Here is a 24,194-nt window from a genome sequence, read left to right on the forward strand (position 1 = left end):
CCGGCACGTACGATTGAGCGGTCATGACTGCTGCAGCGACGCCGACGGCGAAGACCTACGAGGTGCGCACCTACGGGTGCCAGATGAACGTCCACGACAGCGAGCGGCTGTCGGGGCTCCTGGAGACCGCGGGGTACGCCAAGCACACGTCGGACGCCGACGAGGGCGCCGCGATCCCCGACCTCGTCGTGTTCAACACGTGCGCCGTGCGGGAGAACGCCGACAACAAGCTGTACGGGAACCTCGGGCACGTCGCGAGTCTCAAGGCCCAGCACCCCGGCATGCAGGTGGCCGTCGGGGGCTGCCTTGCGCAGAAGGACCGCGACACCATCACGAAGCGTGCCCCCTGGGTCGACGTCGTCTTCGGCACGCACAACATCGGCTCGCTGCCGGTCCTGCTCGAGCGGGCGCGGGTGCAGGAGGAGTCGCAGGTCGAGATCCTCGAGTCGCTCGAGGTCTTCCCGTCGACGCTGCCCACCAAGCGCGACTCCGTGTTCGCCGCCTGGGTCTCCATCAGCGTCGGCTGCAACAACACGTGCACCTTCTGCATCGTCCCCGCCCTGCGCGGCAAGGAGAAGGACCGCCGACCCGGCGACGTGCTCGCGGAGGTCGAGGCGCTCGTCGCCGACGGCGTCGTCGAGGTGACGCTGCTCGGCCAGAACGTCAACGCCTACGGCGTGGAGCTGGGCGACCGGTTCGCGTTCGGCAAGCTCCTGCGCGCGTGCGGGGAGATCGAGGGCCTGGAGCGGGTGCGCTTCACGAGCCCGCACCCGAAGGACTTCACCGACGACGTCATCGCTGCGATGGCCGAGACGCCCAACGTCATGCCGCAGCTGCACATGCCGCTGCAGTCCGGCTCCGACCGGGTGCTGAAGGCGATGCGGCGCTCCTACCGCAAGGAGAAGTACCTCGGCATCCTCGACCGCGTGCGCCAGGCGATGCCCGACGCCGCGATCACCACCGACATCATCGTCGGGTTCCCCGGCGAGACCGAGGAGGACTTCGCCGAGACGCTCGACGTCGTCCGGCAGGCGCGGTTCGCGAGCGCGTTCACCTTCCAGTACTCGCGCCGGCCGGGCACGCCAGCCGCCGACCTGCCCGAGCTGCCCAAGGAAGTCGTGCAGGAGCGCTACATGCGCCTCGCGGCAGCCGTCGAGGAGACCGCCTGGGCCGAGAACCAGCGGCTCGAGGGCCGCACCGTCGAGCTGCTCGTCTCCGACCACAGCGCCGCCGGCGGCCGCAAGGACCACGAGACCCAGCGCCTCACCGGCCGCGCGCGCGACAACCGGCTCGTTCACTTCGCCCCCGGCGGGCACGACGTGCGCCCCGGCGACCTCGTCGAGGTCACCGTCACGCACGCCGCACCGCACCACCTCGTCAGCGACGCCGAGGTCGTCTCCTACCGCCGCACACGGGCCGGCGACGCGTGGGAGGCCCGCCAGGGTCGCACCGAGGTGCGCCCCGCGGTCTCCCTCGGCATGCCGTCGCTCGGCGTCCCGGCCCCGCTGCCGGTCGTCGACGCCCCCGCCTGCGCCCGCTGACCCCTCGTCGAGCTCGGCGAGACCGCAGGTGGCAGGGCAGGCAGCTCAGAACGTCGAGTACAGCTCCTCGCCCGCCCGTCGCGACGGCGGCGCGGACAGCTGCTCGCCCGGCACCTGCAGGGGGATCCCCGGCGGGTAGGCGATGATGTACCGCTCGTCGCCGCAGGAGCACTCCGGGGCATCGAGGCAGCACACGCTCTCCAGCGCCTCGACCAGCAGGTCGACCTGCTCGGGGGTCACGCCGACGTGCATCGTGAACAGCAGCGTCGAGCCGTCCTGCCGCGAGACGAAGATGCCGTACTCGTCGAACAGGGCCGCGCGCACCTCCTGGGCGCGCTCGGGCGTCCCGAGGTCGAGGTGCACCTTCATCGGGTCCGCGAGGTACGCGCTCGTGGTGGCCACCGGCCGGTGCTCGGCCAGCCACGGGACCCGGCGCGCGAGCTCCCTGAGCCGGTCGGCCTGCGCGAGGGCTCTCTCGACGAGGGCGGTCCCCTCGGCGACGGCGTGGGCGCGCGCGATGTCGAGGCTCGCGAGCACCGGCAGCGACGGGCTCGTGGTGTGGACGCGGTACAGCGCCGCGCGCACGGTGGCCTTGAGCGTGTCCGGCCCGATGACGTGCAGGTACGAGCCCTGCCTCAGCGCGAGCATCGACTTGTGGGTCGAGTGCGTCACGAGGAACGACGCCGGCCAGTCGGGGTGCTCCGCGAGCGTCTCGCGGATCGCGTGGATGGCGGTGAGCCGCCGCAGCCACGGGTGGAACGCGTGGATCGCCGTCCAGGCCTCGTCGACGAGCACCCGGCAGCCCGACTCGGCGGTCAGCTCCTGCAGCGCGCCCAGGAAGCGACGCATCTGCACCAGGGACCCGTCGTAGGCGGACACCCCGACGACCACGACGTCGACCTCCACCCCGGCGGCCTTCGCCTCGCGCAGCGCGGTGATGACGCCGTGCTCGGTGTCCGTCGGCGACGTCGGTGCGTACAGGACGTCGGCGCCGAGGCGGTCGAGGGCGAAGTGGATGGACTGGTGCACCGAGCGGTCGACGAGCACCCGGGCGCCGGCGACGCGCAGCGCCTCCAGCGCCACCTGGTTGGCGCCCGTCGTGCCCGTGGTGACGTACTGGGTGTCGTCGGCGCCGAAGGCCTCCGCCGTCAGCCGCCGCGACCGCGCGAGCTGGCGGTGGGCGCGGAAGAAGGAGTCGAGCTCGGGCGAGCCGAGGGTCAGCTCGGTCGCCAGGTAGCTCCCGAAGAGCCGACGGGTGCGCTCAGCGAGTGCGGAGTCGTCGCCATCGGGCGCGTGGGCGAGCGAACCGATGGGCAGCGCGTGGAACGAGGCGATGCCGGCCCCGGCATGTCGGTCGAGGGCATCGGCGTACGGGGTCTCGGTCAGGCGACGGCGCTGCGCAGTGGTCCACATGGCATTCCTCCACGGTGATGGCCCCCCGATGGGGCTGCCCTTTCAGGGTGCGCCCGCATCGAGGTGAACGCCGTTCAGGACGTCACAGAAGAGCATCAAGATTGTGTGAGGATCTCGTGAGAGGACCGTGAGTGCCCTCGTCGCGCGGGTGCTGCCACGATCTGGTCGGGCGACCTGTCAGACCTGGAGCGTCGGGTGCAGGGCGGTCATCGTCACGCGCTCGCGACGCTTCGCCGCCAACGCGGTGAGGGCGAGCGCACCCACGGCGAACACGACCAGCACGAAGACGTCGAACGCGACACCCGTGGTGCCACCTGCCGTCGCCGCGCGCAGCCCGTGCACCGCGTAGGTCATGGGCAGCAGCGCGTGCAGGAAGCCGAAGAACGACGGTGAGGTCTCGATCGGGTAGGTCCCGCCCGCAGCGGTCAGCTGCAGGCAGACGAACACGATCGCCAGGAAGCGTCCGGCCCCGCCGAACCAGGCGATGAAGGTCTGGTTGATGGCGGTGAACACCAGCCCGGTGAGCAATGCCAGACCGAGGAGCAGGCCTGGCTGCGAGGCGTCGACGCCGACGATCCCGAGCAGCACGCCGACCAGCAGCACGGCCTGCACGACCGACAGCGCGGCCCCTGGCACGAACCCGGCCAGCGCCGTGCGTACAGCGCTCGTCGTCGAGGCGATCGCGCGCGCGGAGACCGGGCGCAGCAGGAGGTAGATCGACATGGCGCCCACCCACAGCGCGAGCGCCATGAAGTACGGCGCGAGGCCCTCGCCGTACGACGCGACGGCGTTGAGCCGGTCGGCGGCGTCGGTGACCGGGGTGGCCGCGGTCTTGGCGAGCTTCTCGCGCTGGTCCTTCGTGTAGTCGGGCACCTGCTCGCTGCCGTCGGTCAGACCGTCCTGCAGTCGCAGTGCGCCGTCGCGCAACGCGCCTGCGCCGTCGCTGAGCTGGTCGGCACCGTCGGTCAGACGGCTGGCCCCGCTCGCGAGCCGATCTGCACCACCGGCCGCCTCGCGGGCGCCGGTGGCCAGCTGAGACGTGCCGGACTGCAGCTGGTCGGCGCCGTCGGAGGCCTGGCCGATCGCCCCGACGAGGGTCGGGACGTTGTCGGCGAGCTGACGGTTGCCCGCCGCGACGCGCTGCGCTCCATCGTTCAGGCGCGCCGACTGCCGCCCGATCTCGTCGGCGCGCCCGGTCACGGTGCCGACCTGCGTGCGGGCCGCCGCGGCGGCGTCGGCGCCGGCGTCGAGGTTCGCGCACGTGGCCGCAGGGACGCCGTCGGCGCGGCACCGCTGCGCGGCGTCGCGCAGCGACGTCTCCAGGGTCTGCAGCTGCTCTCGGACCTGGCCGGTGCTGCCGTTGATGCCGCCCACCACGCGTTGGACGACGGCGTCGAGCTGCGCCACGCCTCCCGCGACCTGCTCCGCCCCGTCGGCGAGCTGGCGGGTCTGCCCGGGCAGGGGAGCGGTGCGCTCCTGCAGCTGGTCGAGACCGTTCGCGAGCTGTCCGGCGCCGGCGTCGAGCCGCTCCGCACCGCCCGCGAGCTGCCGGTTCCCGTCGGCGAGCGTCGCCGCACCGCTGCTGAGCTGACGGGTGCCGTCGGCCAGCTGGTCGGCTCCGGTGCCGAGCCGGCCGGCGCCGTCGGCGAGCGTGCCCGCGCCGTCGGCCGCCTCCTCCAGGGAGCTCTTGATGTCGGTGAAGCCGAGGTAGAGGTTGTCGAGGTAGGTGCGCGTGACCTGGGCGTTCAGCGACGACTTCGCGGCCTCGAGGATGCGGTCGGCGATCTGGCCGTTCACGAAGTTGACGGCGTCGTTCGTCTTCAGGTCGAGCCGGCCCTGGACCGCCGCGTCGGGGTCGCCGCTCGTCGACGTCGCCGCCTTCGACAGGTCGCGCGGGATCGTGAGGACCGCCTTGTAGCGACCGTCGGCCAGACCGCTGCGGGCGTCGGAGGGGTCGGTGAGGACCCAGTCGTAGTTGTTGCGGTCGTCGTTGCCGACGAGGTTCGCGGCGAGCTGACGGCCGACGGCCACGGGCTGCTTCTCGCCGTCACGGCCGGCGACCTCGACCATCTGGTCCTCGTTGACGACGGCGGCCTTCACGTGGTCGAGCCGACCGGTCGGGTCGATGTTGGCCCAGATGTACAGCGCGCCGTAGAAGAGCGGGACGATCGCGACGGCGAGCACGGCCAGGCGGGTGAGCCGGCTGCGACGGAACCGCGCGAGCTCGAACCAGGGGAGGGAGGGGGTGGGCAGCATCAGATCATCAGCTCATCGAGAGTGCGTCGGGTGTCGAGCTCCAGCAGGTGGAGCCGCGGGGACGGGGCGGGGGCAGAGGTGGCCGACTGCACGCTCGCGACGAGCGCGGTCGGCCGGTCCTCCAGCAGGTGCGCGAGGGTCGACCAGAGCAGGTCGACGTGCTCGGTGGCGCGCAGGTCGTCGGCGTCGTCGACGACGAGCACCTCCGGCCGGGCCAGCAGGGCGAGGACGATGCCTAGGGTCTTGCGCTCCAGGCGCGAGAGGTCGGAGACGAGCGTCGAGCCGTCGACGTCGGTGAACGGCAGCCCGTGCTCGACGTGGGCCGCCTCCAGGGCCTCGTTCATCAGCCCGCGCACGGGCGCGACCTTCGACCGCGAGACCCACAGGCCGAGGGTGCGGATCGACAGCCGCTCGGCGACGTGCTGGTCGACGGTGAGGTTCGGGTCGAGGTCGTTGACGTCGCGGAACTCCGCGAGCGAGACCTTGCGGCGGACGTCGCGCGCCTCCTGCGGGAGGAGGTGGCCGGTCACGCGCAGCCGTCCCTCGTCGAAGGCCATGCGTCCGGCGAATGTGAGCAGCAGCGCGGTCTTGCCGCTGCCGCTCGGCCCGTGGACCACGAGCCACTCACCGGCCGGGAGCTCCACGGTGACGTCGTTGTAGACGATGCCCTCCGGCGTCGCGAGCGTGAGCCCGGCGGCGGAGACGGCCGCGGTCGAGTGCGGACGCGGCCAGGTCTCGAGCTCCACCCGGCGGTGCAGCGCCTCGCCCTCGACGTCGACATGGGGCAGGCGCGTGGCCAGCCAGCGGGGGAGCCACCACGATCGGTGACCGGCGAACCGCATGACCGACGGCACGAACAGCATCCGCACGAGGAACGCGTCGGCGAACACCCCCACGGCGAGCGCGAAGGCGATCGGCTTGATGTTCTCGTCGCCCTCGGGGACGAACGCCGCGAAGACCGCGAGCATGATCACCGCCGCTGCGGTGACGACCCGCGAGCTGCCGACGAAGCCCTCGACGATCGCCTCGTCGGGGTCGCCGGTGCGCACGTACTCCTCCTTCATGCGCGAGACCAGGAACACCTCGTAGTCCATCGACAGGCCGAACAGCACGGCCATGAGCAGGATCGGCAGGAAGGAGATGAGCGGTCCGGTGTCCTGCAGGTGCACGAGGTCGGCGAGCCAGCCCCACTGGAACACCGCGACGACGGCACCGAACGCAGCACCCGTGGAGAGCAGGAACCCGAGCGTCGCCTTGAGGGGGATGAGCAGGGAGCGGAAGACCACCATGAGCAGCAGCACCGACAGGCCCACGACGAGCAGGCCGAAGGGCAGGAGGGCGTCCTGGAGGCGCTCGGACACGTCGATGCCGACGGCGGTCAGCCCCGTGACCGACACGTCCACGCCGTGCTCCTGCTCCCAGCGGGGCGCCTCGGCCCGGATCCGCTGCACGAGGTCGGCGGTCTGGGGCGACGCGGGACCCGTCGTCGGGATCACCTGGATGACGGCGGTGTCGGCGGAGCGGTTCGGGGTGGCGAGACCGATGGTCTCCACGCCCTTCGTCGCCCGCAGGTCGCGCTCGACGTCGTCGACGACGCCGAGCGGGTCGTTGGAGGTGATCACGTCGAGCTTGACGAGCAGCGGTCCGTTGTAGCCGGGGCCGAGGTGCTGGTCGACGAGGTCGTAGGCCTCGCGCTGCGTGCTGCCGGTCGGCGCGCTGCCGTTGTCGGGGAGGGCGAGCTGCAGGTCCTTCACCGGCAGGGTCCCGACGGCGAGCACGCCGACCACGACGACCATCGCGACCGCCGGGAAGCGGGTGGTCAGGCGCACCCAACGTCGCGAGAAGCCGCCCGCGGGCTTCTCCTTCGCCGTGGGCTGCAGGCGGTCGCCGGCCCGGCCGAGCAGGGCCGGCAGCAGGGTCAGCGCCACGGCGACGGCCACGGCCACCGAGACGGCGCCGCTGATGCCCATGACGGTGAGGAAGGGGATGCCGGCGACGAACAGGCCGACCAGCGCGATCATCACCGTGACGCCCGCGAAGACCACGGCGGATCCGGCCGTCGCGACGGCGCGCCCGACGGCCTCGTCGGCCGGGATGCCGTCGGCCATGAGCTCGCGGTGCCGCGAGACGATGAACAGCGCGTAGTCGATCCCCACCGCCAGCCCGATCATGAGGGCCAGGAGCGGGGCGGTCGAGCTGATCGTCAGGAAGCCGGTGGCGGTCCACAGCAGCTCCATCGTCACCACCACGCCGACGAGGGCGGTGATGATGGGCAGGAAGGCCGCACGCCACGACCGGAACATCCGGTAGAGCACGACGAGCGCCACGACGACACCGATCACCTCGATGATCGAGAGCTTCGGCCCCGTGTTGGAGAAGGCGTCACCGCCGAACGCGACCGTGTAGCCGGCGTCGTCGAGGCTGGTGCCGGTCTGCTGGAGGTCGCTCTTCAGACGCTCGGTCACCCCGCCGAGGTCGCCGGCGAGGGAGACCTGGATCTGGGCGGCGCGGTCGTCGCGCGAGATCGAGGCGGCTCGTGCCAGCTCGTCGTAGGGGGAGGTCACGGAGGTGACGCCGTCGACCCGCTCGAGGGCGGCGACCGTGCGACCGACGAGTGCCTTCGACGTGGGCGACTCGATCGACGTGCCGTCGGGGGCCACCACCACGGCGTAGGCGGTGAGGCCCGACAGCTCCGGGAAGGTGCGGCCGAGGTCGACGAAGGCGTCGTTGGCCTCGGTGCCGGGGACGTCGAACTCGTCGCGCGTCCCGTCGCCGAGCGCGAGCGCGGCACCGGCGCCGATCAGCGCGACCAGGAACCAGGCGAGGAGGACGCGACCGGGCCGCAGGAAGCACCGGCGTCCGAGCTCGTACAGGGAGGACGACATGTCCATCACGATACGGTTCTGTATTGAATACATCAATGTATCCTGATGTCGTGTCCACCACGCCTGACGCCGTCGCCGGCCGCCCCGACGAGTCCGCGCCCGCCGACGCGGTCTCGCGCCGCCGGGCCGCCACCCGCGAGCGCCTGCTCGACGCTGCCCGGTCCCTGCTGGTGCGCGAGGGGCTGCAGGGGGTGTCCGTCGAGCGGCTGTGCGAGGAGGCCGGCTTCACGCGCGGCGCCTTCTACTCCAACTTCACGTCGAAGGACGAGCTCGTGGTGGCCCTGACGGAGCGGGAGCGGGAGCGCGTCCTGGCCATGCTGAAGGAGGCGGCCGACCTCACCACCCTCGACGGCCTCGGGGCGGAGGAGGCCGCCGGCGTCATCCTCGAACGGTTCCTGCTGCTGCAGCCCCCGGACCGCGACGACTTCCAGCTCCACCTCGAGATGCAGCTGAGGGGCCTGCGCGGAGACGTGGGCGGCGACGTGTTCGTCGGCTGGTGGAACGCCGTGCTCGATGGCATCGGCGAGGTGCTCACCTCCGCCCTGGCCGCGTTCGACCTGCGGCTCACCCTCGACGTCCGTGAGGTGTGCACGATCCTCATGGGCACGTGGGACGCCCTGGTCCTCGGTTCCCTCGTCGACGACCGTCCTGTCGACGTCGAGGCCATGCGCGTCGCCCTGCCGCGGATGCTGCTCTCCTTCACCCAGCCCGCCTGAGTCGCGCGGCGCGCTCGACGACCCTGCCCCGCGCCGGTGCGGCAGGATGGTTCCATGGCCATCCAGATCGCCCAGGACCCCGCCGCCGACCAGGTGCTCAGCGCCGACCCGTTCGCCCTCCTCGTCGGCATGCTGCTCGACCAGCAGTACCCGATGGAGCACGCGTTCCGCGGCCCGGCGAAGATCCTCGACCGGTTCGGCACGCTCGACCCGGCCGCGATCGCGACGGCCGAGCCCGACGCCTTCGCCGACCTCTGTGCGACCCCGCCGGCGATCCACCGGTACGGACGGTCCATGGCCGGACGGGTGCAGGCCCTCGCGCAGGTCGTGGTGGAGGAGTACGACGGCGACGCCTCCCGCATCTGGACGGACGCGAAGTCCGGCGAGGCGCTGTTCGCGCGGCTCACCGCACTGCCCGGGTACGGCGAGCAGAAGGCCAAGATCTTCGTCGCCCTGCTCGCCAAGCAGCTCGACGTGAAGCCGCGCGGCTGGACCACCGTCTCCGGCGACTACAGCAAGAAGGGCTACCGGTCGGTCGCCGACGTCGTCGACGCCGACTCGCTCAAGAAGGTCCGCGACTTCAAGAAGGCGGCGAAAGCGAAGGCGAAGGCCGAGTCCGGTCGGTCCTGACGTACGTCGGGCGCGTCAGACGCTGACGTCCTGGTACGCGAACGGGTCGACGAGCGTCGCCGGCACCTGGCAGGTGCCCTGGGCCGCGCGGTCCATGCGCTGCTCCAGCCCGCTGCCGTCGGGCGCCGTCGGGGGTCGGAAGTCGCCGCGGAAGCCGCCCGAGACCTGACGGGCGTACTGCTCGCGGGCGGCGAGGAGCGTCTCCCAGTCGGCGAGCCAGGCCTCCAGCGGACGGTCGGCTCGGCGCACGGCCGGCGACAGCGTCCGCACGCGGTCGATCATCCGCCGTACCTCGAGGTTCTGGTCGGCCAGCTGGGCGCCGCGCAGCCGCGCCGGACCGTCGACCCGTACCTGCGCCACGGCCGACGTCATGATGCCGCAGGCCTGCGCGACCATGCGGGTCACGCGCGGGTCGTCCAACGTGCCGCGCGTGTCCTGGGACCTCGCCTGCAGCGCCACCCCCACCGCCCCGGCCGCGACGAGCACCGCCACGAGCGGACCGACGACGGCCAGACGCCGCCACCCCCGCCCCACGGGCGCCGGTGCGTAGCGCCAGACGTCCTCGTCTGGGAGGTAGGAAGGCACGTCGTCATCGTGCCACGCGACGACCGGCGCGGCGGCTCGAGCGAGGGCCGTGGCGTCAGTCCTCGCCGAGCGCCGAAGGGCTCGACCAGCGGGCCCGCGAGGTCCCGCCTACGCTCGCCCCGTGACGCGTCTGGCCTTCTGCCCCCACCCGCCTGTGCTGCCGGCCGGGTCCCTCGTCGGCGACGTCGAGGAGGCGGGGGCGTTGCGCGACGCCTCGCTCGACGCGGTGCGCGACCTCGTCGCGATTGCTCCGCGCGTCGTCGTCGTGCTCGGCCCCGACGGCGACGACCTGCCCGCGGACGAGACGGTCGGCGGCTCGCTGGAGCCGCACGGCATCGCTCTCGGCGCCGGCGCAGCGGGTGCCGCCACGCTGGGGCTCGCCCACACCGTCGGCGCCTGGCTGCTCGACAGCGTCGGCTGGGACGGACCGCGACGCTACGCGGCGACCCTCGACGCGGCAGACCTCGACGACGACGTCGCCGTGCTCGTCATGGCCGACGGCAGCGCCACCCGCACCGAGAAGGCGCCCGGGCATCTCGACGCCCGTGCCGAGGCGTTCGACGCCGCGATCGCCTCGGCGCTCGCCGACGGCGACCCCGACGCGCTCGGTGGCATCGACCTCGCCCTCGCCGCCGAGCTCTGGTGCCAGGGTGCGACGACCCTGCGGGTCGCGGGCGACGCCGTCGCCGCACGGGTGCACCGCGACCACGCACGCGTCAGCGCGCAGTTGTCGCTCGACGAGGCGCCGTTCGGCGTCGGCTGGTTCGTGGCGTCCTGGCAGGTGGGCTGAGCGCCACCGCCCCCTGGGTCAGGGGCGCGCAGGACCCGCGGTGCCGCCCGGGCCGCGACGGTCGTCCTCGGCGAGCTTGTCGGCGGCGTCCTTCGCCTTGCCCGCGGCACCGTCGATCTTCTGCGTGTACTTGCCCTTCGTGGCCTTGTCGGCCAGCCCGGCGGCCTTGTCGATGCCCTGGTCGATCTTCGCGTTCTGCGTGCGCGCCAACTCGGAGGCCTTCGCCTTCAGCTCGGGTGCGTTCTTCTTCAGCTTGTCCAGGAAGCCCATCGAATCTCTCCTCGGTCGCGGGGGAGCGGTCGTGTGTGCCTCGAGCGTACGAGAGACTCCCCAGGTGAGCAGTGCCGAACGCCTCGTGGTCGTCGTCGGCCCGACCGCGTCGGGCAAGTCGGCGCTCGCCGTCGACCTCGCCCTCGCGCTGGGCGGAGAGGTCGTCAACGCCGACGCCGTGCAGCTGTTCCGCGGGATGGACGTCGGCAGCGCGAAGGTCACGCCCGAGGAACGGCGTGGCGTGCCGCACCACCTGCTCGACGTGCTCGACGTCGACCAGGCCACGTCGGTGGCCGCCTTCCAGCGCGACGCCCGCGCCGCCGTCGAGGACTGCCTGCGTCGCGGCGTCACGCCGATCCTCGTCGGCGGGTCGTCGCTCTACGTGCGGGCCGTCGTCGACGACTTCGTGTTCCCGGGCACCGTGCCGCAGGTACGCGAGAAGTACCAGCGCCGGCTCGAGACGGAGGGGCCGGACGCCCTGCACGCGGAGCTGCGGCGGGTCGCGCCCGACGCCGCCGAGCATGTGCTGCCCAGCAACGGCCGTCGCCTCGTCCGGGCGCTGGAAGTCACGGAGATCACGGGGGAGCCGTTCGTCGCCACGCTCCCGCCTTACCGGTCGATCTACCCCGACGTGGTCCTGCTCGGCCTCGACGTCCCGCGTCCCGTGCTCGACGAACGCATCGTCCGACGCGTCGACGCCATGTGGGACGCGGGCCTGGTCCAAGAGGTGCGAGACCTGCTCGACCACGGACTGGCCGACTCGCCCACCGCGTCGCGCTCCATCGGCTACCAGCAGGTGCTCGCGCTGCTCGACGGCGACCTGAGCGACGCCGAGGCGCGCGCCGAGACCGTGCGCGGCACGCGTGCGTTCGCCCGGCGTCAGGACCGGATGTTCCACCAGGACCCGCGGGTCGTGTGGCTGCCGCACGACGCCGACGACGTCCTCGAGCAGGCGCTCCGCGCGGTGCGCGGCGACGACCCGGTTCCGTCGGGCCCTCGGACGTAGACTGGAACGTATGACTTTCCCCTGGCTCAAGGGGCACGGCACCGAGAACGACTTCGTCCTGCTCCCCGACCACGACGGCACGGTGCACGGCGACCTCGACCCTGCGTTCGTGGCGGCGCTCTGCGCCCGACGCACGGGCCTCGGTGCCGACGGCGTGCTCCGCGTGGTGCGCTCGGCCGCGCTCGACGTGCCCGAGGCGGCCGCCAGCGCCGGGGAGTGGTTCATGGACTACCGCAACGCCGACGGCTCCGTCAGCGAGATGTGCGGCAACGGCGTCCGCGTGTTCGCCCGACACCTGATCGACGCCGGCCTCGTGCCGGCCGACGCGCCCGTGGTCGTCGGCACCCGCGACGGCGACAAGGTGGTCACCGTCGACGGCGACCAGCTCAGCGTCGACATGGGCGGCTACGACGTGCGCGGCACGTCGAAGGTCGAGGTCGACGGTCGCGTGTGGGAGGCGCAGGACGTGCGCACGGGCAACCCCCACGCCGTCACCTTCGTCGACACCCTCGCCGACGCAGGCACCCTGCTGCGGGCGCCCAGCTACGACACCGCGACCTACCCCGACGGCGTCAACGTCGAGTTCGTCGAGCGGGTCGCCGACCACCACGTCGCCATGCGCGTCCACGAGCGTGGCTCCGGCGAGACCCGGTCGTGCGGCACCGGCGCGTGCGCCGTCGGGATCGCTACCGCGCTCGCCGACCACGCCCTCGACGCCGCCGGCTCCACGACGTACCGTGTCGACGTCCCCGGCGGCACCCTGAACATCACGGTCGAGCCCACCCGGGTCGTCCTCGCGGGACCGGCCCGCATCGTCGCCACCGGAGAGATGGAGTGGATCGCGTGAGCGAGTCCGACACGAACGTCGCCAGCAGGCTGGGCATCGACCCCGCGGTCGACCGCGACCTGGAGGGCGCGCACGACGGACTCGAGCTCGCCGAGCGTCAGTCGCTGCGGCGCGTCGCCGGGCTGCGCACCGAGCTCGAGGACATCACCGAGGTCGAGTACCGCCAGCTGCGGCTCGAGCGGGTCGTGCTGGTCGGCGTGTGGACCGAGGGCAGTGCGGAGGACGCCGAGAACTCCCTCGCCGAGCTGAAGCTGCTCGCCGAGACCGCGGGCTCCGACGTCCTCGACGCGCTGCTGCAGCGTCGTCAGCGGCCCGACCCCGCCACCTTCATCGGCAGCGGCAAGGTCGAGGAGCTCACCGCCGCCGTGCAGGCCACCGGCGCCGACACGATCATCTGCGACGGCGAGCTCGCGCCCAGCCAGCTGCGCAACCTCGAGGACCGCACCAAGGTCAAGGTCGTCGACCGGACGGCGCTGATCCTCGACATCTTCGCGCAGCACGCGAAGTCGGCGGAGGGCAAGGCGCAGGTCGAGCTCGCCCAGCTGCAGTACCAGACCCAGCGTCTGCGCGGATGGGGCGGCAACCTCTCGCGCCAGGCCGGCGGACGCGCTGCCGGCGGTGAGGGCATCGGTGGTCGTGGTCCCGGTGAGACGAAGCTCGAGACCGATCGGCGTCGCATCCAGTCCCGCATGGCGAAGCTGCGTCGAGAGCTCACGGCGCTGCGCACCACCCGCGACATCAAGAAGGCGCGGCGTCGGCGCAACGAGGTCCCGGCCGTCGTCATCGCCGGCTACACCAATGCCGGCAAGTCGAGCCTGCTCAACCGGCTGACCGGCGCGGGCGTGCTGGTGGAGGACGCGCTGTTCGCGACCCTCGACCCCACGACGCGCAAGACGCAGACGAGCGACGGACGCGTGTTCACGATGTCCGACACCGTCGGCTTCGTGCGACACCTGCCGCACCAGCTGGTCGAGGCGTTCCGCTCCACGCTGGAGGAGGTGGCCGAGGCCGACCTCGTGCTCCACGTCGTGGACGCCTCGCACCCCGACCCCGCCGGCCAGATCGCGGCCGTGCGCGAGGTGTTCGCCGAGATCGAGGCGCTGCACGTGCCGGAGATCATCGTCCTCAACAAGGCCGACGCCGCCGACCCGCTCGAGGTCAAGCAGCTGCTCGCCCGCGAGCCGCACGCCGTCGTCGTCAGCGCGCGTACGGGCGAGGGCGTCGACGAGCTGCTCGCCGCCATCGAGGCCGACCTGCCCCGACCCGCGGTGCGCGTCGAGGTCGTGGTGCCCTACGAGCGCGGTGACCTCCTCAACCAGGTGCACGAGACCGGCGAGATCGAGGAGCTGGCGCACGAGTCCGACGGCACCCACCTCGTCGCCCGCGTCTCCGACGACCTCGCCCACCAGCTCAACGCCCTCTGATCACGCGCCCAGCGGTGCGTCCGCTGGTCGAGTAGCGGAGGGTTTTGCTGGTCGAGTGCCTCCACGAGCGCTAGCGAGGGGAGGTGTATCGAGACCACTCGGAGCGGTCGCTGGGGGTTGGTCCGCGCGGAGCCGTTGCCGCGTGGTCTCGATACGCGGGACTTCGCAAGCTCGTCCCTGCTACTCGACCAGCGAACCCACCGCTGGTCGAGTGCCTCCACGAGCGCCAGCGAGGGGAGGTGTATCGAGACCACTCTGAGCCGTCGCTGGGAGCCGGCTCGCGCTGGGCCGTTGCCGGGTGGTCTCGATACGCGGGACCTCGCAAGCTCGTCCCCGCTACTCGACCAGCGAAACCCTCCGCTGGTCGAGTGCCTCCACGAGCGCCAGCGAGGGGAGGTGTATCGAGACCACTCCAAGCCGTCGCCGGGGGGTTGGTCCGCGCTGAGCTGTTGCCGGGTGGTCTCGATACGCATCGCAAGCTCGTCCCTGCTACTCGACCAGCGAACCCACCGCTGGTCGAGTAGTCGGGCTTGGCGAGGAACGAGCCTGAGCCCGACGTATCGAGACCACTCTGGGCTTTCGCTGGGGGTCGGCTCGCGCTGGGCCGTCGCGGGGTGGTCTCGATACGCATCGCAAGCTCGTCCCTGCTACTCGACCAGCGAACCCACCGCTGGTCGAGTAGTCGGGCTTGGCGAGGAACGAGCCTGAGCCCGACGTATCGAGACCACTCTGGGCCGTCGCTGGGGGTTGGTCCGCGCGGAGCTGTTGCCGGGTGGTCTCGATACGCAGGGACTTCGCAAGCTCGTCCCTGCTACTCGACCAGCGAACCCACCGCTGGTCGAGTGCCTCCACGAGCGTTAGCGAGGGGAGGTGTATCGAGACCACTCTGGGCTTTCGCTGGGAGCCGGCTCGCGCTGGGCCGTTGCCGGGTGGTCTCGATACGCAGCACGACGCTCGTTCCTCGCGCGTGCTGCTACTCGACCAGCGGGAGGTCTCGCCGCTTGACCACGAAAACTCTTCGCAGCGCTCGGGGCGGGCCGACGGCGTCCTGTGGACACCCGACCGACGGTGCGGAGGGGGCCGTCTAGGCTCGCTGGCATGCCTGACAGCCCGAGTGTCCGCGACGTCCTCCACGCCGCGGTCGGGGCGGTCGGGGGCACGGAGCGACCCGGGCAGGTGGCGATGGCGGAGGCGGTCGCGAAGTCGCTGGAGTCCGGGCGCCACCTCCTCGTGCAGGCCGGGACCGGCACCGGCAAGTCGCTCGGGTACCTCGTGCCGTCGCTGCTGCACCGCAAGCGTGTCGTGGTCTCCACGGCCACGCTGGGCCTGCAGCACCAGCTCGTCCAGCGCGACCTCCCCGCCCTGGTGAAGGGTGCGCACGAGGTGCTCGGCACCACACCCAGCTACGCCGTCGTCAAGGGACGCTCGAACTACGCGTGCCTGCACCGTGTGCGCGAGGGGGTGCCCGACGACCAGGGCACGCTCGTCGACGTCCCGGAGGGGACGCTCGGTGCCGAGGTGCTCGAGCTGCGCGAGTGGGCCGAGGAGCTCGCCACCCAGCGCGGGAACGGCGACGGGTCGCACGGCGACCGCGAGTCCGCACCCTCGCACACCGACCGTGCGTGGCGGCAGGTCAGCGTCACGCACCGCGAGTGCCTCGGTGCCACGCGGTGCCCGCACGCTGCCGAGTGCTTCGTCGAGCTCGCGCGGGAGGCCGCATCGACGGCCGACGTCGTCGTCACCAACCATGCGCTCCTCGCCATCGACGCCATCGACGGCGTGCCCATGCTCCCGGAGTACGACGCGGTCGTCGTCGACGAGGCGCACGAGCTGGCCGCCCGGGTCACCCAGGCAGCGACCGCCGACCTCGACCCGGCCATCGTCGAACGTGCCGCGCGGCGCGGACGGCCCTACACCGACGGCGAGACCGACGACCTCAGCGACGCGGGCGACGCGCTCGCGGCCGCGCTGGCCGGCGTCCAGCCAGGGCGGATCGACCACGTCGTCGACGAGCTGCACGAGGCGCTGTCGCGCGTGCGCGACGCCGCACGCTCCTGCCTGTCGGCGTTCCCTCGCGAGAAGGCGGAGGTCGAGGGTGATGCCGCACGGCAGCAGGCCAAGGCCGGACTGGAGGAGATCCGCCTGGTCGCCGACCGGATGGCGTCCCTGCGCGAGACCGAGGTGCTGTGGATGTCGGACGCTCGCGGACCGGTGCTGCACGTGGCACCCATCGACGTCTCGGGCAGCCTGCGCGACAAGCTGTTCGAGGAGAAGACCGTCGTCCTCACCAGCGCCACGCTGACCGTCGGCGGCGGGTTCGAGCCCGTGGCCGCGTCTGTCGGCCTGTGGCGCGACGATGCCGACCGGTGGACCGGGCTCGACGTCGGCTCGCCGTTCGACTACCGACGTCAGGGCATCCTCTACGTCGCGAAGCACCTGCCTCCGCCGGGACGCGACGGCATCACCGACGCGCAGCTCGACGAGATCGCCGACCTCCTCGAGGCCGCCGGTGGCCGGACCCTCGGGCTGTTCTCCTCACGTCGCGCCGCGGAGGCCGCGGCCGAGGGCGTCCGCACGCGCCTGCCGGGGCGGGAGATCCTCTGCCAGGGCGATGCGCATCTGTCGGAGCTGACGCGCCGGTTCGCCGCCGAGGAGGAGACCAGCCTGTTCGGCACGTTGTCGCTGTGGCAGGGCATCGACCTGCCGGGCGACACCTGTCGGCTGGTTGTCATCGACCGGGTGCCGTTCCCTCGCCCCGACGACCCGCTGATGAGCGCCCGTCAGCGACTGGTCGAGAAGCGGGGCGGCAACGGGTTCATGAGCGTCGCCGCGTCGCATGCAGCGCTGCTCCTCGCCCAGGGTGCGGGACGGCTGATCCGGCGCACCGACGACCGCGGCGTGGTCGCGATCCTCGACCCACGCATCGTCACCGCCAGGTACGGCAGCTTCCTGGCTGCGTCGCTGCCGCCGCTGTGGCGCACGACCGACCGTGCTGCCGTGCTCGGCGCGCTGCAGCGGCTCGACACCTGAGGGCCCCGAGAGCACGCAGACCCCGCACCTCACGGCGCGGGGTCTGCGGGTCGGGCGACGGCGACCAAAGGACAGGGTTCAGAGACGACGCAGGACCGTCGTGACCTTGCCCAGGATCGTGGCGTGGGTGCCGTCGATGGGGGAGTAGTCGTCGTTGTGCGGGAGCAGCCAGACCTGGCCGTCCTTGCGCTGGAACGTCTTGACAGTGGCCTCGCCGTCGAGCATGGCGGCCACGATCTCGCCGTTCTCGGCGACCGGCTGCTGTCGGACGACCACGTAGTCGCCGTCGCAGATCGCGGCGTCGACCATCGAGTCGCCGCGCACCTCGAGCAGGAACAGCGTGCCGTCACCGACGAGCGTGCGGGGGAGCGGGAAGATCTCCTCGACCTGCTCCTCGGCGAGGATCGGCCCGCCGGCGGCGATCCGCCCGACCATGGGCACGTACGTGGCCTCGGGGCGCTGGTCGCCGAATCCCGTCTCGTCGACGAGGGAGTCGTCGGCCGAGCTGAGCGTCCGTCGGGCCTTGACGACCTCGGGCAGGAAGATCTCGATCGCGCGGGGACGGTTGGGGTCGCGCTTGACGTAGCCGAGGCGCTCCAGCACCCGCAGCTGGTGCGCCACGGACGACGTGCTGGCCAGTCCGACGGCGCCGCCGATCTCACGCATGCTCGGCGGGTAGCCGCGCTGCTCGATCTGGTCGCGCATGAAGTGAAGGATCTTCTGCTGGCGTCCGGTGAGACCGGTCATCTCGTCGACCGGTCCGTCGGGGAGCTCGCGCACGGAGTTGCGTGAGCCCTTCGGGCGGCCGCGGCGCGGGGCCTCGCTGGACGGGTCGACAGCGTCGTCGGCTGGGTCGTCGGCTGGGGTGTCGTCGCTCATGGGGACCACGCTAGACCTCGGGAAGGACGTTTACAAACACATGTTCGACAGCGTGTCGCCGTTCGAACACGACCCTCCACGGGGCTCCTCGCGGGTGCGCTCGAGCTTGAAAACGGTGGCAGGGACGGGTGTCATCGGTCACGATCGAACATTTCTTCGGATGACTTGTGCCTGGAATGGCAGTGGTGATCGGGCAGAGATCGACATCGTGTTCGACAGGGGGCTGCTTTTGTCGGCACCTTCCCCTACAGTCGTACACGTGTTCGATCGAACATCTGTTCGCCGGGTTCGCTGAGCAACCGCCCGCGGAGGACCGACGTTCGAATGACATCGGCAGGCGTTCGATCGACACACCAGACCTCGCACGATCCTCTTCCTTCCCCGGAGGCCCCCATGAGCACCATCTCGATCACCACGTACGACCGTCGCAGCCTGCGTCGTCCCGCCGTTGCCGCTCCTGTCCGGCTGACCCGCCGTGGTCGCCTGGTGCTGGTGCTCGCGGTCATCGCCGCGCTCGCCGTGGGTGCGGTCGTGCTCGGCTCCTCCACGGTCGCCACCGACGAGGCCGGCGCCGTGCCCGCCACGCGCGTCGTCACCGTCCAGGAGGGGCAGACCCTCTGGCAGATCGCCGCCGAGGCCAACCCCGAGGGCGACGTGCGCGACACGGTCGACGACATCATGCGCATGAACTCCCTGCCGAGCGCCGGTGACCTGCAGCTCGGCTCCGACCTGGCGGTCCCGGTCTACCAGTGACCCGGCCGTCCGGCCCCGCGCGTCGGGCACCATGGGGGCATGGCTCCCGGACCTGACGCGCACCCCCTGGTCGTCCACGTCGTCGCAGACGCGACCGACCGCGACGGCGGGCACGTGCTGGAGCGGCTCGAGGAGCTCGGCGCCGAGATCGACTGGCTCGACCGCGACGACCTTCCCCCGCACTGGGACGCCGACGGCGTCGACCTGCTGCTCCTGCTCGGTTCGGAGCGCTCCGCGCACGACCCGCGGTGGGAGTCGGTCGTCGAGCAGGAGTCCGACATGGTCCGCGTCGCCGTCGGCACCGGGACGCCCGTGATGGCGATCTGCTACGGCGCCCAGCTCGCGGCACGAGCCCTCGGCGGCACGTCGTACCGCGGCGACGGAGCCGAGGCCGGCTGGAAGCGCATCGACACGATCGACGAGGTGCTCTGCCCGGAGGGCCCGTGGGCGCAGTTCCACCAGGACGTGCTGGCCCCGCCGCCGACCTCGACCGTCCTCGGCCACTCCTGGTTCGGGCCGCAGTGCTTCGTTGACGAGGCCTTCGGCGGGCGGGTCATCGCCTGGCAGTTCCACCCCGAGGTCACGACGGCGACGTTCGCCCGCTGGGTCGACGAGGACGCCGCGCTCGTGCGCGCGGAAGGCTCCTCGCCGGCCGAGCTCAAGCGCCAGGCGCTCGCCAACGCCGTGCGAAGCCGGCAGGCCGCGCACGACCTCGTCGACGCGGCGCTGGCGTACCTGCGCGTCCGGACCTTCTAGGCGTCCTGCTCAGGACGTCGCGACGTTGAACAGCCAGGCCACGCCGAACTTGTCGTTCAGCAGGCCGAACTCGTCGCCCCACGGCGCGGGCGCCAGCGGCACCACGACCTCGGCGCCCTCGCTGAGCGCGGTGAAGTAGTCGCGCAGGCGCTCGTCGTCGCCCGTCAGCGCGATGTTGATGGCGGTGCCCATCGCGGGGTCGTCGCCACCGGGGGGCGTGTCGGAGGCCATGATGTCCAGCCCGGCGTCGGACACGAGGTGGCCGTGCATGACCAGGTCGGCCCGGTCGGGGTCCTCGTTCATGCCGTAGTCGCCGAAGGTGGCGATCGTCAGCTCGCCTCCGAGGACGGAGTGGTAGAACTCCAGCGCCGCGCGCGACTGGTCGCGGAAGTTGAGGTACGGGTTCAGGCGGATCGTCATGCGCCCATCCTGCTCGCTCCTGTTCCGAGATGGAACAGAACGGCCGGATCCGGTGATGTTTCGTCCTGCGACACGCCCTCGGTGGCGTCGCGCAGACGGCCTCGTAGCGCCCTGACCTGCGCAAATGCGACCCCGCTGAATTTGTCGGAGCAGATCGGTTGACTGGCTTGCACGACCTTGTGCCGAGGCGTACCGTAGCCACTACATCTAGTGATTACACCGATGTAGTTCTCCACATCTAGTCCCACAGAGAACGATGAGTTACCCACAGGAATGACGGGGAATCCACCGGGAATCCCCAGATCCGTCCCCAGGTCGGTCGGCCCCGACCGACCCGATCAGCCCACCGAGAGGAGAGCACGATGAACTGTCCCTTCTGCAAGGACGGCGACACCCGCGTGCTCGACTCGCGCGTGGCCGACGACGGCGGCGCCATCCGCCGACGGCGCGTCTGTGGGAACTGCCAGAAGCGGTTCACGACCATCGAGCAGATGCAGCTCAGCGTGCTCAAGCGCTCCGGCGCCACCGAGCCGTTCAACCGCGAGAAGGCCGTCGCGGGTGTCCGCAAGGCGTGCAAGGGTCGCCCCGTCTCCGACGACGACCTCGCACGTCTCGGCCAGCAGGTCGAGGACGCGCTGCGCGAGAGCGGGGCGGCGGAGATCGCCGCCGACGAGGTGGGGCTGGCCATCCTCGAGCCGCTCAAGTGTCTCGACGAGGTCGCCTACCTGCGGTTCGCGAGCGTGTACAAGGCGTTCGACTCCGTCGACGACTTCGCGGCCGAGATCGCCGAGCTCATGGCCCGCGCGGCCGACGGGGAGCTCGCCGAGCACACGGCCCACCGTGACGAGCCCCGCGAGCACGACAGCACCACGCAGCACCCCTGAACCACTGCTCGTCCCGCGGGACGAGCGGACGCACCACAGCAGCACGGCCTGAGCCTCGGGCCCACCTTTTACACACCCTCAGCGAGACCACAGGAGCAATCTCATGACGGAGACGGTCGACGGATCGACGAGCCGGGCACAGTCCGGGCGCGCGCGTGCACGGAAGGCCAAGGGCCTGTCCATCGAGCGCGTGTACACCACCGAGGGCGTGCACCCCTACGACGCCGTGACGTGGGAGCGTCGCGACGTCGTGCAGACCAACTGGAAGACCGGCGAGACCGTCTTCGAGCAGCGTGGCGTGGAGTTCCCCGACTTCTGGAGCGTGAACGCGTCCACCATCGTCACGACCAAGTACTTCCGTGGTGCCGTCGGCTCGCCCGAGCGTGAGCAGAGCCTGCGCCAGCTGCTCGACCGCGTCGTGCTCACCTACACGAAGGCGGGCAAGGAGCACGGCTACTTCGCCACCGACGCCGACGCCGAGGTCTTCGAGCACGAGCTGACCCACATGCTCCTGCACCAGGTCTTCAGCTTCAACAGCCCCGTCTGGTTCAACGTCGGCACGTCGAGCCCGCAGCAGGTCAGCGCCTGCTTCATCCTTGCCGTCGACGACTCGATGGACTCGATCCTCAACTGGTACCGCGAGGAGGGTCTGATCTTCAAGGGTGGGTCGGGCGCCGGCCTCAACCTCTCGCGCATCCGTTCGTCCAAGGAGCTGCTCCGCTCCTCCGGCGGCACCGCGTCCGGTCCGGTCTCCTTCATGCGCGGCGCCGACGCGTCCGCCGGCACCATCAAGTCCGGCGGCGCGACGCGTCGTGCGGCCAAGATGGTCGTCCTCGACGTCGACCACCCGGACATCGTCGAGTTCGTCGAGACCAAGGAGCGCGAGGAGGAGAAGATCCGCGTGCTCCGCGACGCGGGCTTCGACATGGACCTCGGTGGCGAGGACATCACCAGCGTCCAGTACCAGAACGCCAACAACTCGATCCGCGTCGACGACGCGTTCATGCGTGCCGTCGAGGAGGGCACCTCCTACGGCCTGCGCGCCCGCACGAGCGGCGAGGTCATCGAGGAGATCGACGCGAAGGAGCTGTGGGGCAAGGTCGCGAAGGCCGCGTGGGCCTGCGCCGACCCGGGCATCCAGTACGACTCGACGATCAACGACTGGCACACGACGCCGGAGACGGGCCGCATCACCGCGTCCAACCCGTGCTCGGAGTACATGCACCTCGACAACTCCAGCTGCAACCTCGCCAGCCTGAACCTGCTCAAGTTCCTCTCCGAGGACGGCACGACGTTCGACGTCGAGCGGTTCGTCAAGAGCGTCGAGCTGATCATCACGGCGATGGACATCTCGATCTGCTTCGCCGACTTCCCGACCGAGGCGATCGGCGAGACCACGAAGGCCTACCGTCAGCTCGGCATCGGCTACGCCAACCTCGGCGCGATGCTGATGGCCTCGGGCCTGGCGTACGACTCCGACGGCGGCCGTGCGCTGGCCGCGTCGATCACGTCGCTGATGACCGGTGTGTCCTACCGTCGCTCGGCCGAGCTGGCCGGTGTCGTCGGTGCGTACGACGGCTACCAGCAGAACGCCGCCCCGCACACGCGGGTCATGCGCAAGCACCTCGCCGCCAACGACGACATCCGCACGATGCACTCGATGGACATCGCCGTGCAGCGTGAGGCCACCAAGCAGTGGGCCGACAACCTGAAGATCGGCGAGAAGAACGGCTGGCGCAACGCCCAGGCGTCCGTGCTCGCCCCGACCGGCACCATCGGCTTCATGATGGACTGCGACACGACGGGCATCGAGCCCGACTTCTCGCTGGTCAAGTTCAAGAAGCTCGTCGGTGGCGGCTCGATGCAGGTCGTCAACCAGACGGTCCCGGTCGCGCTCAAGAAGCTCGGCTACACGGGCGAGACCATCGAGGCGATCATGGAGTACATCGCCGAGAAGGGTCACGTCGTCGACGCCCCCGGCCTGAAGACCGAGCACTACGAGGTCTTCGACTGCGCCGTCGGTGACCGCGCGATCAAGCCGATGGGCCACGTGCGGATGATGGCGGCCGCGCAGCCGTTCCTGTCCGGCGCGATCTCCAAGACGGTCAACATGCCGGAGACGTCCACGGTCGAGGAGATCGCCGACGTCTACTTCCAGGGCTGGAAGCTCGGCCTGAAGGCGCTCGCCGTCTACCGCGACAACTGCAAGGTCGGCCAGCCGCTGTCCTCGCAGAAGAGCCAGGACGACAAGACGTCGGCCAGCGCGACCGCCGAGGCGACCCCCGAGGTCAAGACGGTCGTCGTCGAGAAGCCGATCCGTCGTCGTCTGCCGAAGTCGCGCCAGTCGATCACCACGTCGTTCAGCGTCGGCGGCGCCGAGGGCTACATGACCTCGGGCGCCCACGAGAACGGTGAGCTGGGCGAGCTGTTCCTGAAGCTGGGCAAGCAGGGCTCGACCCTGGCCGGCGTGATGGACGCCTTCTCGATCGCGGTCTCGATCGGCCTGCAGTACGGCGTGCCGCTGGAGACGTTCGTGCAGAAGTTCACGAACCTCAAGTTCGAGCCGGCCGGTCTGACCGACGACTCCGACGTCCGCATGGCGCAGTCGATCATGGACTACGTCTTCCGCCGTCTGGCGCTGGACTACATCGACTACGACACGCGGTCGGCGCTGGGCATCCACTCGGCCGAGGAGCGTCAGCGCTACCTCGACACGGGCAGCCACCAGCCGATCAGCAAGGGCTCGACGGCCGCCGAGCTGGTCGAGACCCAGCCGGAGACCCTGAAGGAGGCCGCGACCGCCGAGGCCGCGACCACCACCGAGGTCCCCGCGGACGTCTCCGCGGAGCAGGCTCAGGCCGACACGGCCAAGCCCGCCCCGAAGGCGGCGCACACGTCGGCCGAGCTCCTCGAGGTCATCACCGGCTCCGCGGTCGACTCGCCCCTCTGCATGACCTGCGGCACCAAGATGCGCCCCGCCGGCTCCTGCCACGTCTGCGAGGGCTGCGGCAGCACCAGCGGCTGCAGCTGATCAGCTGACTCGAAGCGCCCCCGACTCCGTGCGGAGTCGGGGGCGCTTCGTCGTCGGTGACGTCGTTAGCGCAGCGAT

Annotated in this window: 19 protein-coding genes; 12 read left to right on the forward strand and 7 right to left on the reverse strand. The window is 71.3% G+C overall.

Annotation, left to right across the window (positions count from 1 at the left end; translation table 11 throughout):
• Positions 1–23 precede the first annotated feature (23 nt).
• Positions 24–1,541: a tRNA (N6-isopentenyl adenosine(37)-C2)-methylthiotransferase MiaB gene (gene miaB, locus Aeryth_RS07845; RefSeq protein WP_067856873.1), complete on the forward strand. Its 1,518-nt coding sequence runs from the start codon at positions 24–26 to the stop codon at positions 1,539–1,541.
• A gap of 45 nt (positions 1,542–1,586) precedes the next feature.
• Here miaB and Aeryth_RS07850 read toward each other — a convergent pair whose 3' ends face one another.
• The 3 genes from Aeryth_RS07850 to Aeryth_RS07860 form a co-directional block, all read right to left on the reverse strand.
• On the reverse strand, positions 1,587–2,954 hold the full coding sequence (locus Aeryth_RS07850) for an aminotransferase class I/II-fold pyridoxal phosphate-dependent enzyme (RefSeq protein ID WP_067856876.1): 1,368 nt from the start codon (positions 2,952–2,954) through the stop codon (positions 1,587–1,589).
• Between the two features lie 177 nt (positions 2,955–3,131).
• A complete protein-coding gene (locus tag Aeryth_RS07855; RefSeq protein WP_067856879.1) occupies positions 3,132–5,210 on the reverse strand; it encodes a YhgE/Pip domain-containing protein in 2,079 nt (692 codons plus the stop codon).
• On the reverse strand, positions 5,210–8,095 hold the full coding sequence (locus Aeryth_RS07860) for an MMPL family transporter (RefSeq protein WP_067861481.1): 2,886 nt from the start codon (positions 8,093–8,095) through the stop codon (positions 5,210–5,212). The genes Aeryth_RS07855 and Aeryth_RS07860 overlap by 1 nt, the downstream gene beginning before the upstream one ends.
• A gap of 50 nt (positions 8,096–8,145) precedes the next feature.
• Here Aeryth_RS07860 and Aeryth_RS07865 point away from each other — a divergent pair, with 50 nt between their 5' ends.
• Together Aeryth_RS07865 and Aeryth_RS07870 are read left to right on the forward strand one after the other, a co-directional pair.
• Positions 8,146–8,811: a TetR/AcrR family transcriptional regulator gene (locus Aeryth_RS07865; RefSeq protein WP_067856882.1), complete on the forward strand. Its 666-nt coding sequence runs from the start codon at positions 8,146–8,148 to the stop codon at positions 8,809–8,811.
• A gap of 54 nt (positions 8,812–8,865) precedes the next feature.
• On the forward strand, positions 8,866–9,441 hold the full coding sequence (locus Aeryth_RS07870) for an HhH-GPD-type base excision DNA repair protein (protein WP_067856884.1): 576 nt from the start codon (positions 8,866–8,868) through the stop codon (positions 9,439–9,441).
• A gap of 15 nt (positions 9,442–9,456) precedes the next feature.
• Here Aeryth_RS07870 and Aeryth_RS07875 read toward each other — a convergent pair whose 3' ends face one another.
• A complete protein-coding gene (locus Aeryth_RS07875; RefSeq protein WP_067856886.1) occupies positions 9,457–10,026 on the reverse strand; it encodes a hypothetical protein in 570 nt (189 codons plus the stop codon).
• A 121-nt stretch (positions 10,027–10,147) separates the two neighbouring features.
• On the opposite strand from Aeryth_RS07875, the gene Aeryth_RS17930 reads away from it, so the two are divergent.
• Positions 10,148–10,816 (forward strand): class III extradiol ring-cleavage dioxygenase family protein, encoded by a 669-nt coding sequence (locus Aeryth_RS17930; protein WP_067856888.1) that lies wholly within the window; start codon positions 10,148–10,150, stop codon positions 10,814–10,816.
• An 18-nt stretch (positions 10,817–10,834) separates the two neighbouring features.
• Here Aeryth_RS17930 and Aeryth_RS07885 read toward each other — a convergent pair whose 3' ends face one another.
• Positions 10,835–11,086 (reverse strand): antitoxin, encoded by a 252-nt coding sequence (locus Aeryth_RS07885; protein WP_067856891.1) that lies wholly within the window; start codon positions 11,084–11,086, stop codon positions 10,835–10,837.
• Between the two features lie 64 nt (positions 11,087–11,150).
• Here Aeryth_RS07885 and miaA point away from each other — a divergent pair, with 64 nt between their 5' ends.
• The 4 genes from miaA to Aeryth_RS07905 all read left to right on the forward strand — a co-directional run bounded on the left by miaA (position 11,151) and on the right by Aeryth_RS07905 (position 17,393).
• Complete coding sequence (miaA, locus tag Aeryth_RS07890; RefSeq protein WP_067856894.1) at positions 11,151–12,092, forward strand: tRNA (adenosine(37)-N6)-dimethylallyltransferase MiaA; 942 nt, start codon at positions 11,151–11,153, stop codon at positions 12,090–12,092.
• A 10-nt stretch (positions 12,093–12,102) separates the two neighbouring features.
• Positions 12,103–12,939 carry a diaminopimelate epimerase gene (gene dapF, locus Aeryth_RS07895; RefSeq protein ID WP_067856897.1) on the forward strand — a complete coding sequence of 279 codons (837 nt, stop codon included), beginning with the start codon at positions 12,103–12,105 and terminating at the stop codon, positions 12,937–12,939.
• A gap of 29 nt (positions 12,940–12,968) precedes the next feature.
• Positions 12,969–14,363: a GTPase HflX gene (hflX, locus tag Aeryth_RS07900; RefSeq protein ID WP_067861483.1), complete on the forward strand. Its 1,395-nt coding sequence runs from the start codon at positions 12,969–12,971 to the stop codon at positions 14,361–14,363.
• Between the two features lie 1,098 nt (positions 14,364–15,461).
• Positions 15,462–17,393, forward strand: coding sequence for an ATP-dependent DNA helicase (locus tag Aeryth_RS07905; protein ID WP_067856900.1), 1,932 nt, complete (start codon positions 15,462–15,464; stop codon positions 17,391–17,393).
• Between the two features lie 78 nt (positions 17,394–17,471).
• Here the strand turns inward: Aeryth_RS07905 and lexA are convergent, their stop codons facing one another.
• On the reverse strand, positions 17,472–18,272 hold the full coding sequence (gene lexA, locus Aeryth_RS07910) for a transcriptional repressor LexA (protein ID WP_083516344.1): 801 nt from the start codon (positions 18,270–18,272) through the stop codon (positions 17,472–17,474).
• A gap of 393 nt (positions 18,273–18,665) precedes the next feature.
• Here lexA and Aeryth_RS07915 point away from each other — a divergent pair, with 393 nt between their 5' ends.
• Together Aeryth_RS07915 and Aeryth_RS07920 are read left to right on the forward strand one after the other, a co-directional pair.
• Positions 18,666–19,025: a LysM peptidoglycan-binding domain-containing protein gene (locus tag Aeryth_RS07915; protein ID WP_067856903.1), complete on the forward strand. Its 360-nt coding sequence runs from the start codon at positions 18,666–18,668 to the stop codon at positions 19,023–19,025.
• A 39-nt stretch (positions 19,026–19,064) separates the two neighbouring features.
• A complete protein-coding gene (locus Aeryth_RS07920) occupies positions 19,065–19,781 on the forward strand; it encodes a type 1 glutamine amidotransferase (RefSeq protein ID WP_067856905.1) in 717 nt (238 codons plus the stop codon).
• Between the two features lie 9 nt (positions 19,782–19,790).
• Here the strand turns inward: Aeryth_RS07920 and Aeryth_RS07925 are convergent, their stop codons facing one another.
• Positions 19,791–20,201, reverse strand: coding sequence for a VOC family protein (locus Aeryth_RS07925; protein ID WP_067856908.1), 411 nt, complete (start codon positions 20,199–20,201; stop codon positions 19,791–19,793).
• Positions 20,202–20,563: 362 nt separating this feature from the next.
• On the opposite strand from Aeryth_RS07925, the gene nrdR reads away from it, so the two are divergent.
• Positions 20,564–21,085, forward strand: a complete 522-nt coding sequence (nrdR, locus tag Aeryth_RS07930; protein WP_067856910.1) for a transcriptional regulator NrdR — start codon at positions 20,564–20,566, stop codon at positions 21,083–21,085.
• 103 nt (positions 21,086–21,188) lie between these two features.
• A complete protein-coding gene (locus Aeryth_RS07935; protein WP_067856912.1) occupies positions 21,189–24,116 on the forward strand; it encodes a vitamin B12-dependent ribonucleotide reductase in 2,928 nt (975 codons plus the stop codon).
• Positions 24,117–24,194 lie beyond the last annotated feature (78 nt).

Origin of the sequence: Aeromicrobium erythreum, assembly GCF_001509405.1 — a bacterium.
Classification (GTDB): Bacteria; Actinomycetota; Actinomycetes; order Propionibacteriales; family Nocardioidaceae; genus Aeromicrobium; species Aeromicrobium erythreum.

What these genes read in the sequence shown, in the direction of transcription:
- Aeryth_RS07935 (WP_067856912.1), top strand. Translation starts at nt 21,189, where the DNA reads ATGACGGAGACGGTCGACGGATCGACGAGCCGGGCACAGTCCGGGCGC.
- miaB (WP_067856873.1), top strand. Translation starts at nt 24, where the DNA reads ATGACTGCTGCAGCGACGCCGACGGCGAAGACCTACGAGGTGCGCACC.
- nrdR (WP_067856910.1), top strand. Translation starts at nt 20,564, where the DNA reads ATGAACTGTCCCTTCTGCAAGGACGGCGACACCCGCGTGCTCGACTCG.
- Aeryth_RS07905 (WP_067856900.1), top strand. Translation starts at nt 15,462, where the DNA reads ATGCCTGACAGCCCGAGTGTCCGCGACGTCCTCCACGCCGCGGTCGGG.
- Aeryth_RS07860 (WP_067861481.1), bottom strand. Translation starts at nt 8,095, where the DNA reads ATGTCGTCCTCCCTGTACGAGCTCGGACGCCGGTGCTTCCTGCGGCCC.
- Aeryth_RS07920 (WP_067856905.1), top strand. Translation starts at nt 19,065, where the DNA reads ATGGCTCCCGGACCTGACGCGCACCCCCTGGTCGTCCACGTCGTCGCA.
- Aeryth_RS07855 (WP_067856879.1), bottom strand. Translation starts at nt 5,210, where the DNA reads ATGCTGCCCACCCCCTCCCTCCCCTGGTTCGAGCTCGCGCGGTTCCGT.
- Aeryth_RS07915 (WP_067856903.1), top strand. Translation starts at nt 18,666, where the DNA reads ATGAGCACCATCTCGATCACCACGTACGACCGTCGCAGCCTGCGTCGT.
- dapF (WP_067856897.1), top strand. Translation starts at nt 12,103, where the DNA reads ATGACTTTCCCCTGGCTCAAGGGGCACGGCACCGAGAACGACTTCGTC.
- lexA (WP_083516344.1), bottom strand. Translation starts at nt 18,272, where the DNA reads ATGAGCGACGACACCCCAGCCGACGACCCAGCCGACGACGCTGTCGAC.
- Aeryth_RS07870 (WP_067856884.1), top strand. Translation starts at nt 8,866, where the DNA reads ATGGCCATCCAGATCGCCCAGGACCCCGCCGCCGACCAGGTGCTCAGC.
- Aeryth_RS07925 (WP_067856908.1), bottom strand. Translation starts at nt 20,201, where the DNA reads ATGACGATCCGCCTGAACCCGTACCTCAACTTCCGCGACCAGTCGCGC.
- Aeryth_RS07850 (WP_067856876.1), bottom strand. Translation starts at nt 2,954, where the DNA reads ATGTGGACCACTGCGCAGCGCCGTCGCCTGACCGAGACCCCGTACGCC.
- Aeryth_RS07885 (WP_067856891.1), bottom strand. Translation starts at nt 11,086, where the DNA reads ATGGGCTTCCTGGACAAGCTGAAGAAGAACGCACCCGAGCTGAAGGCG.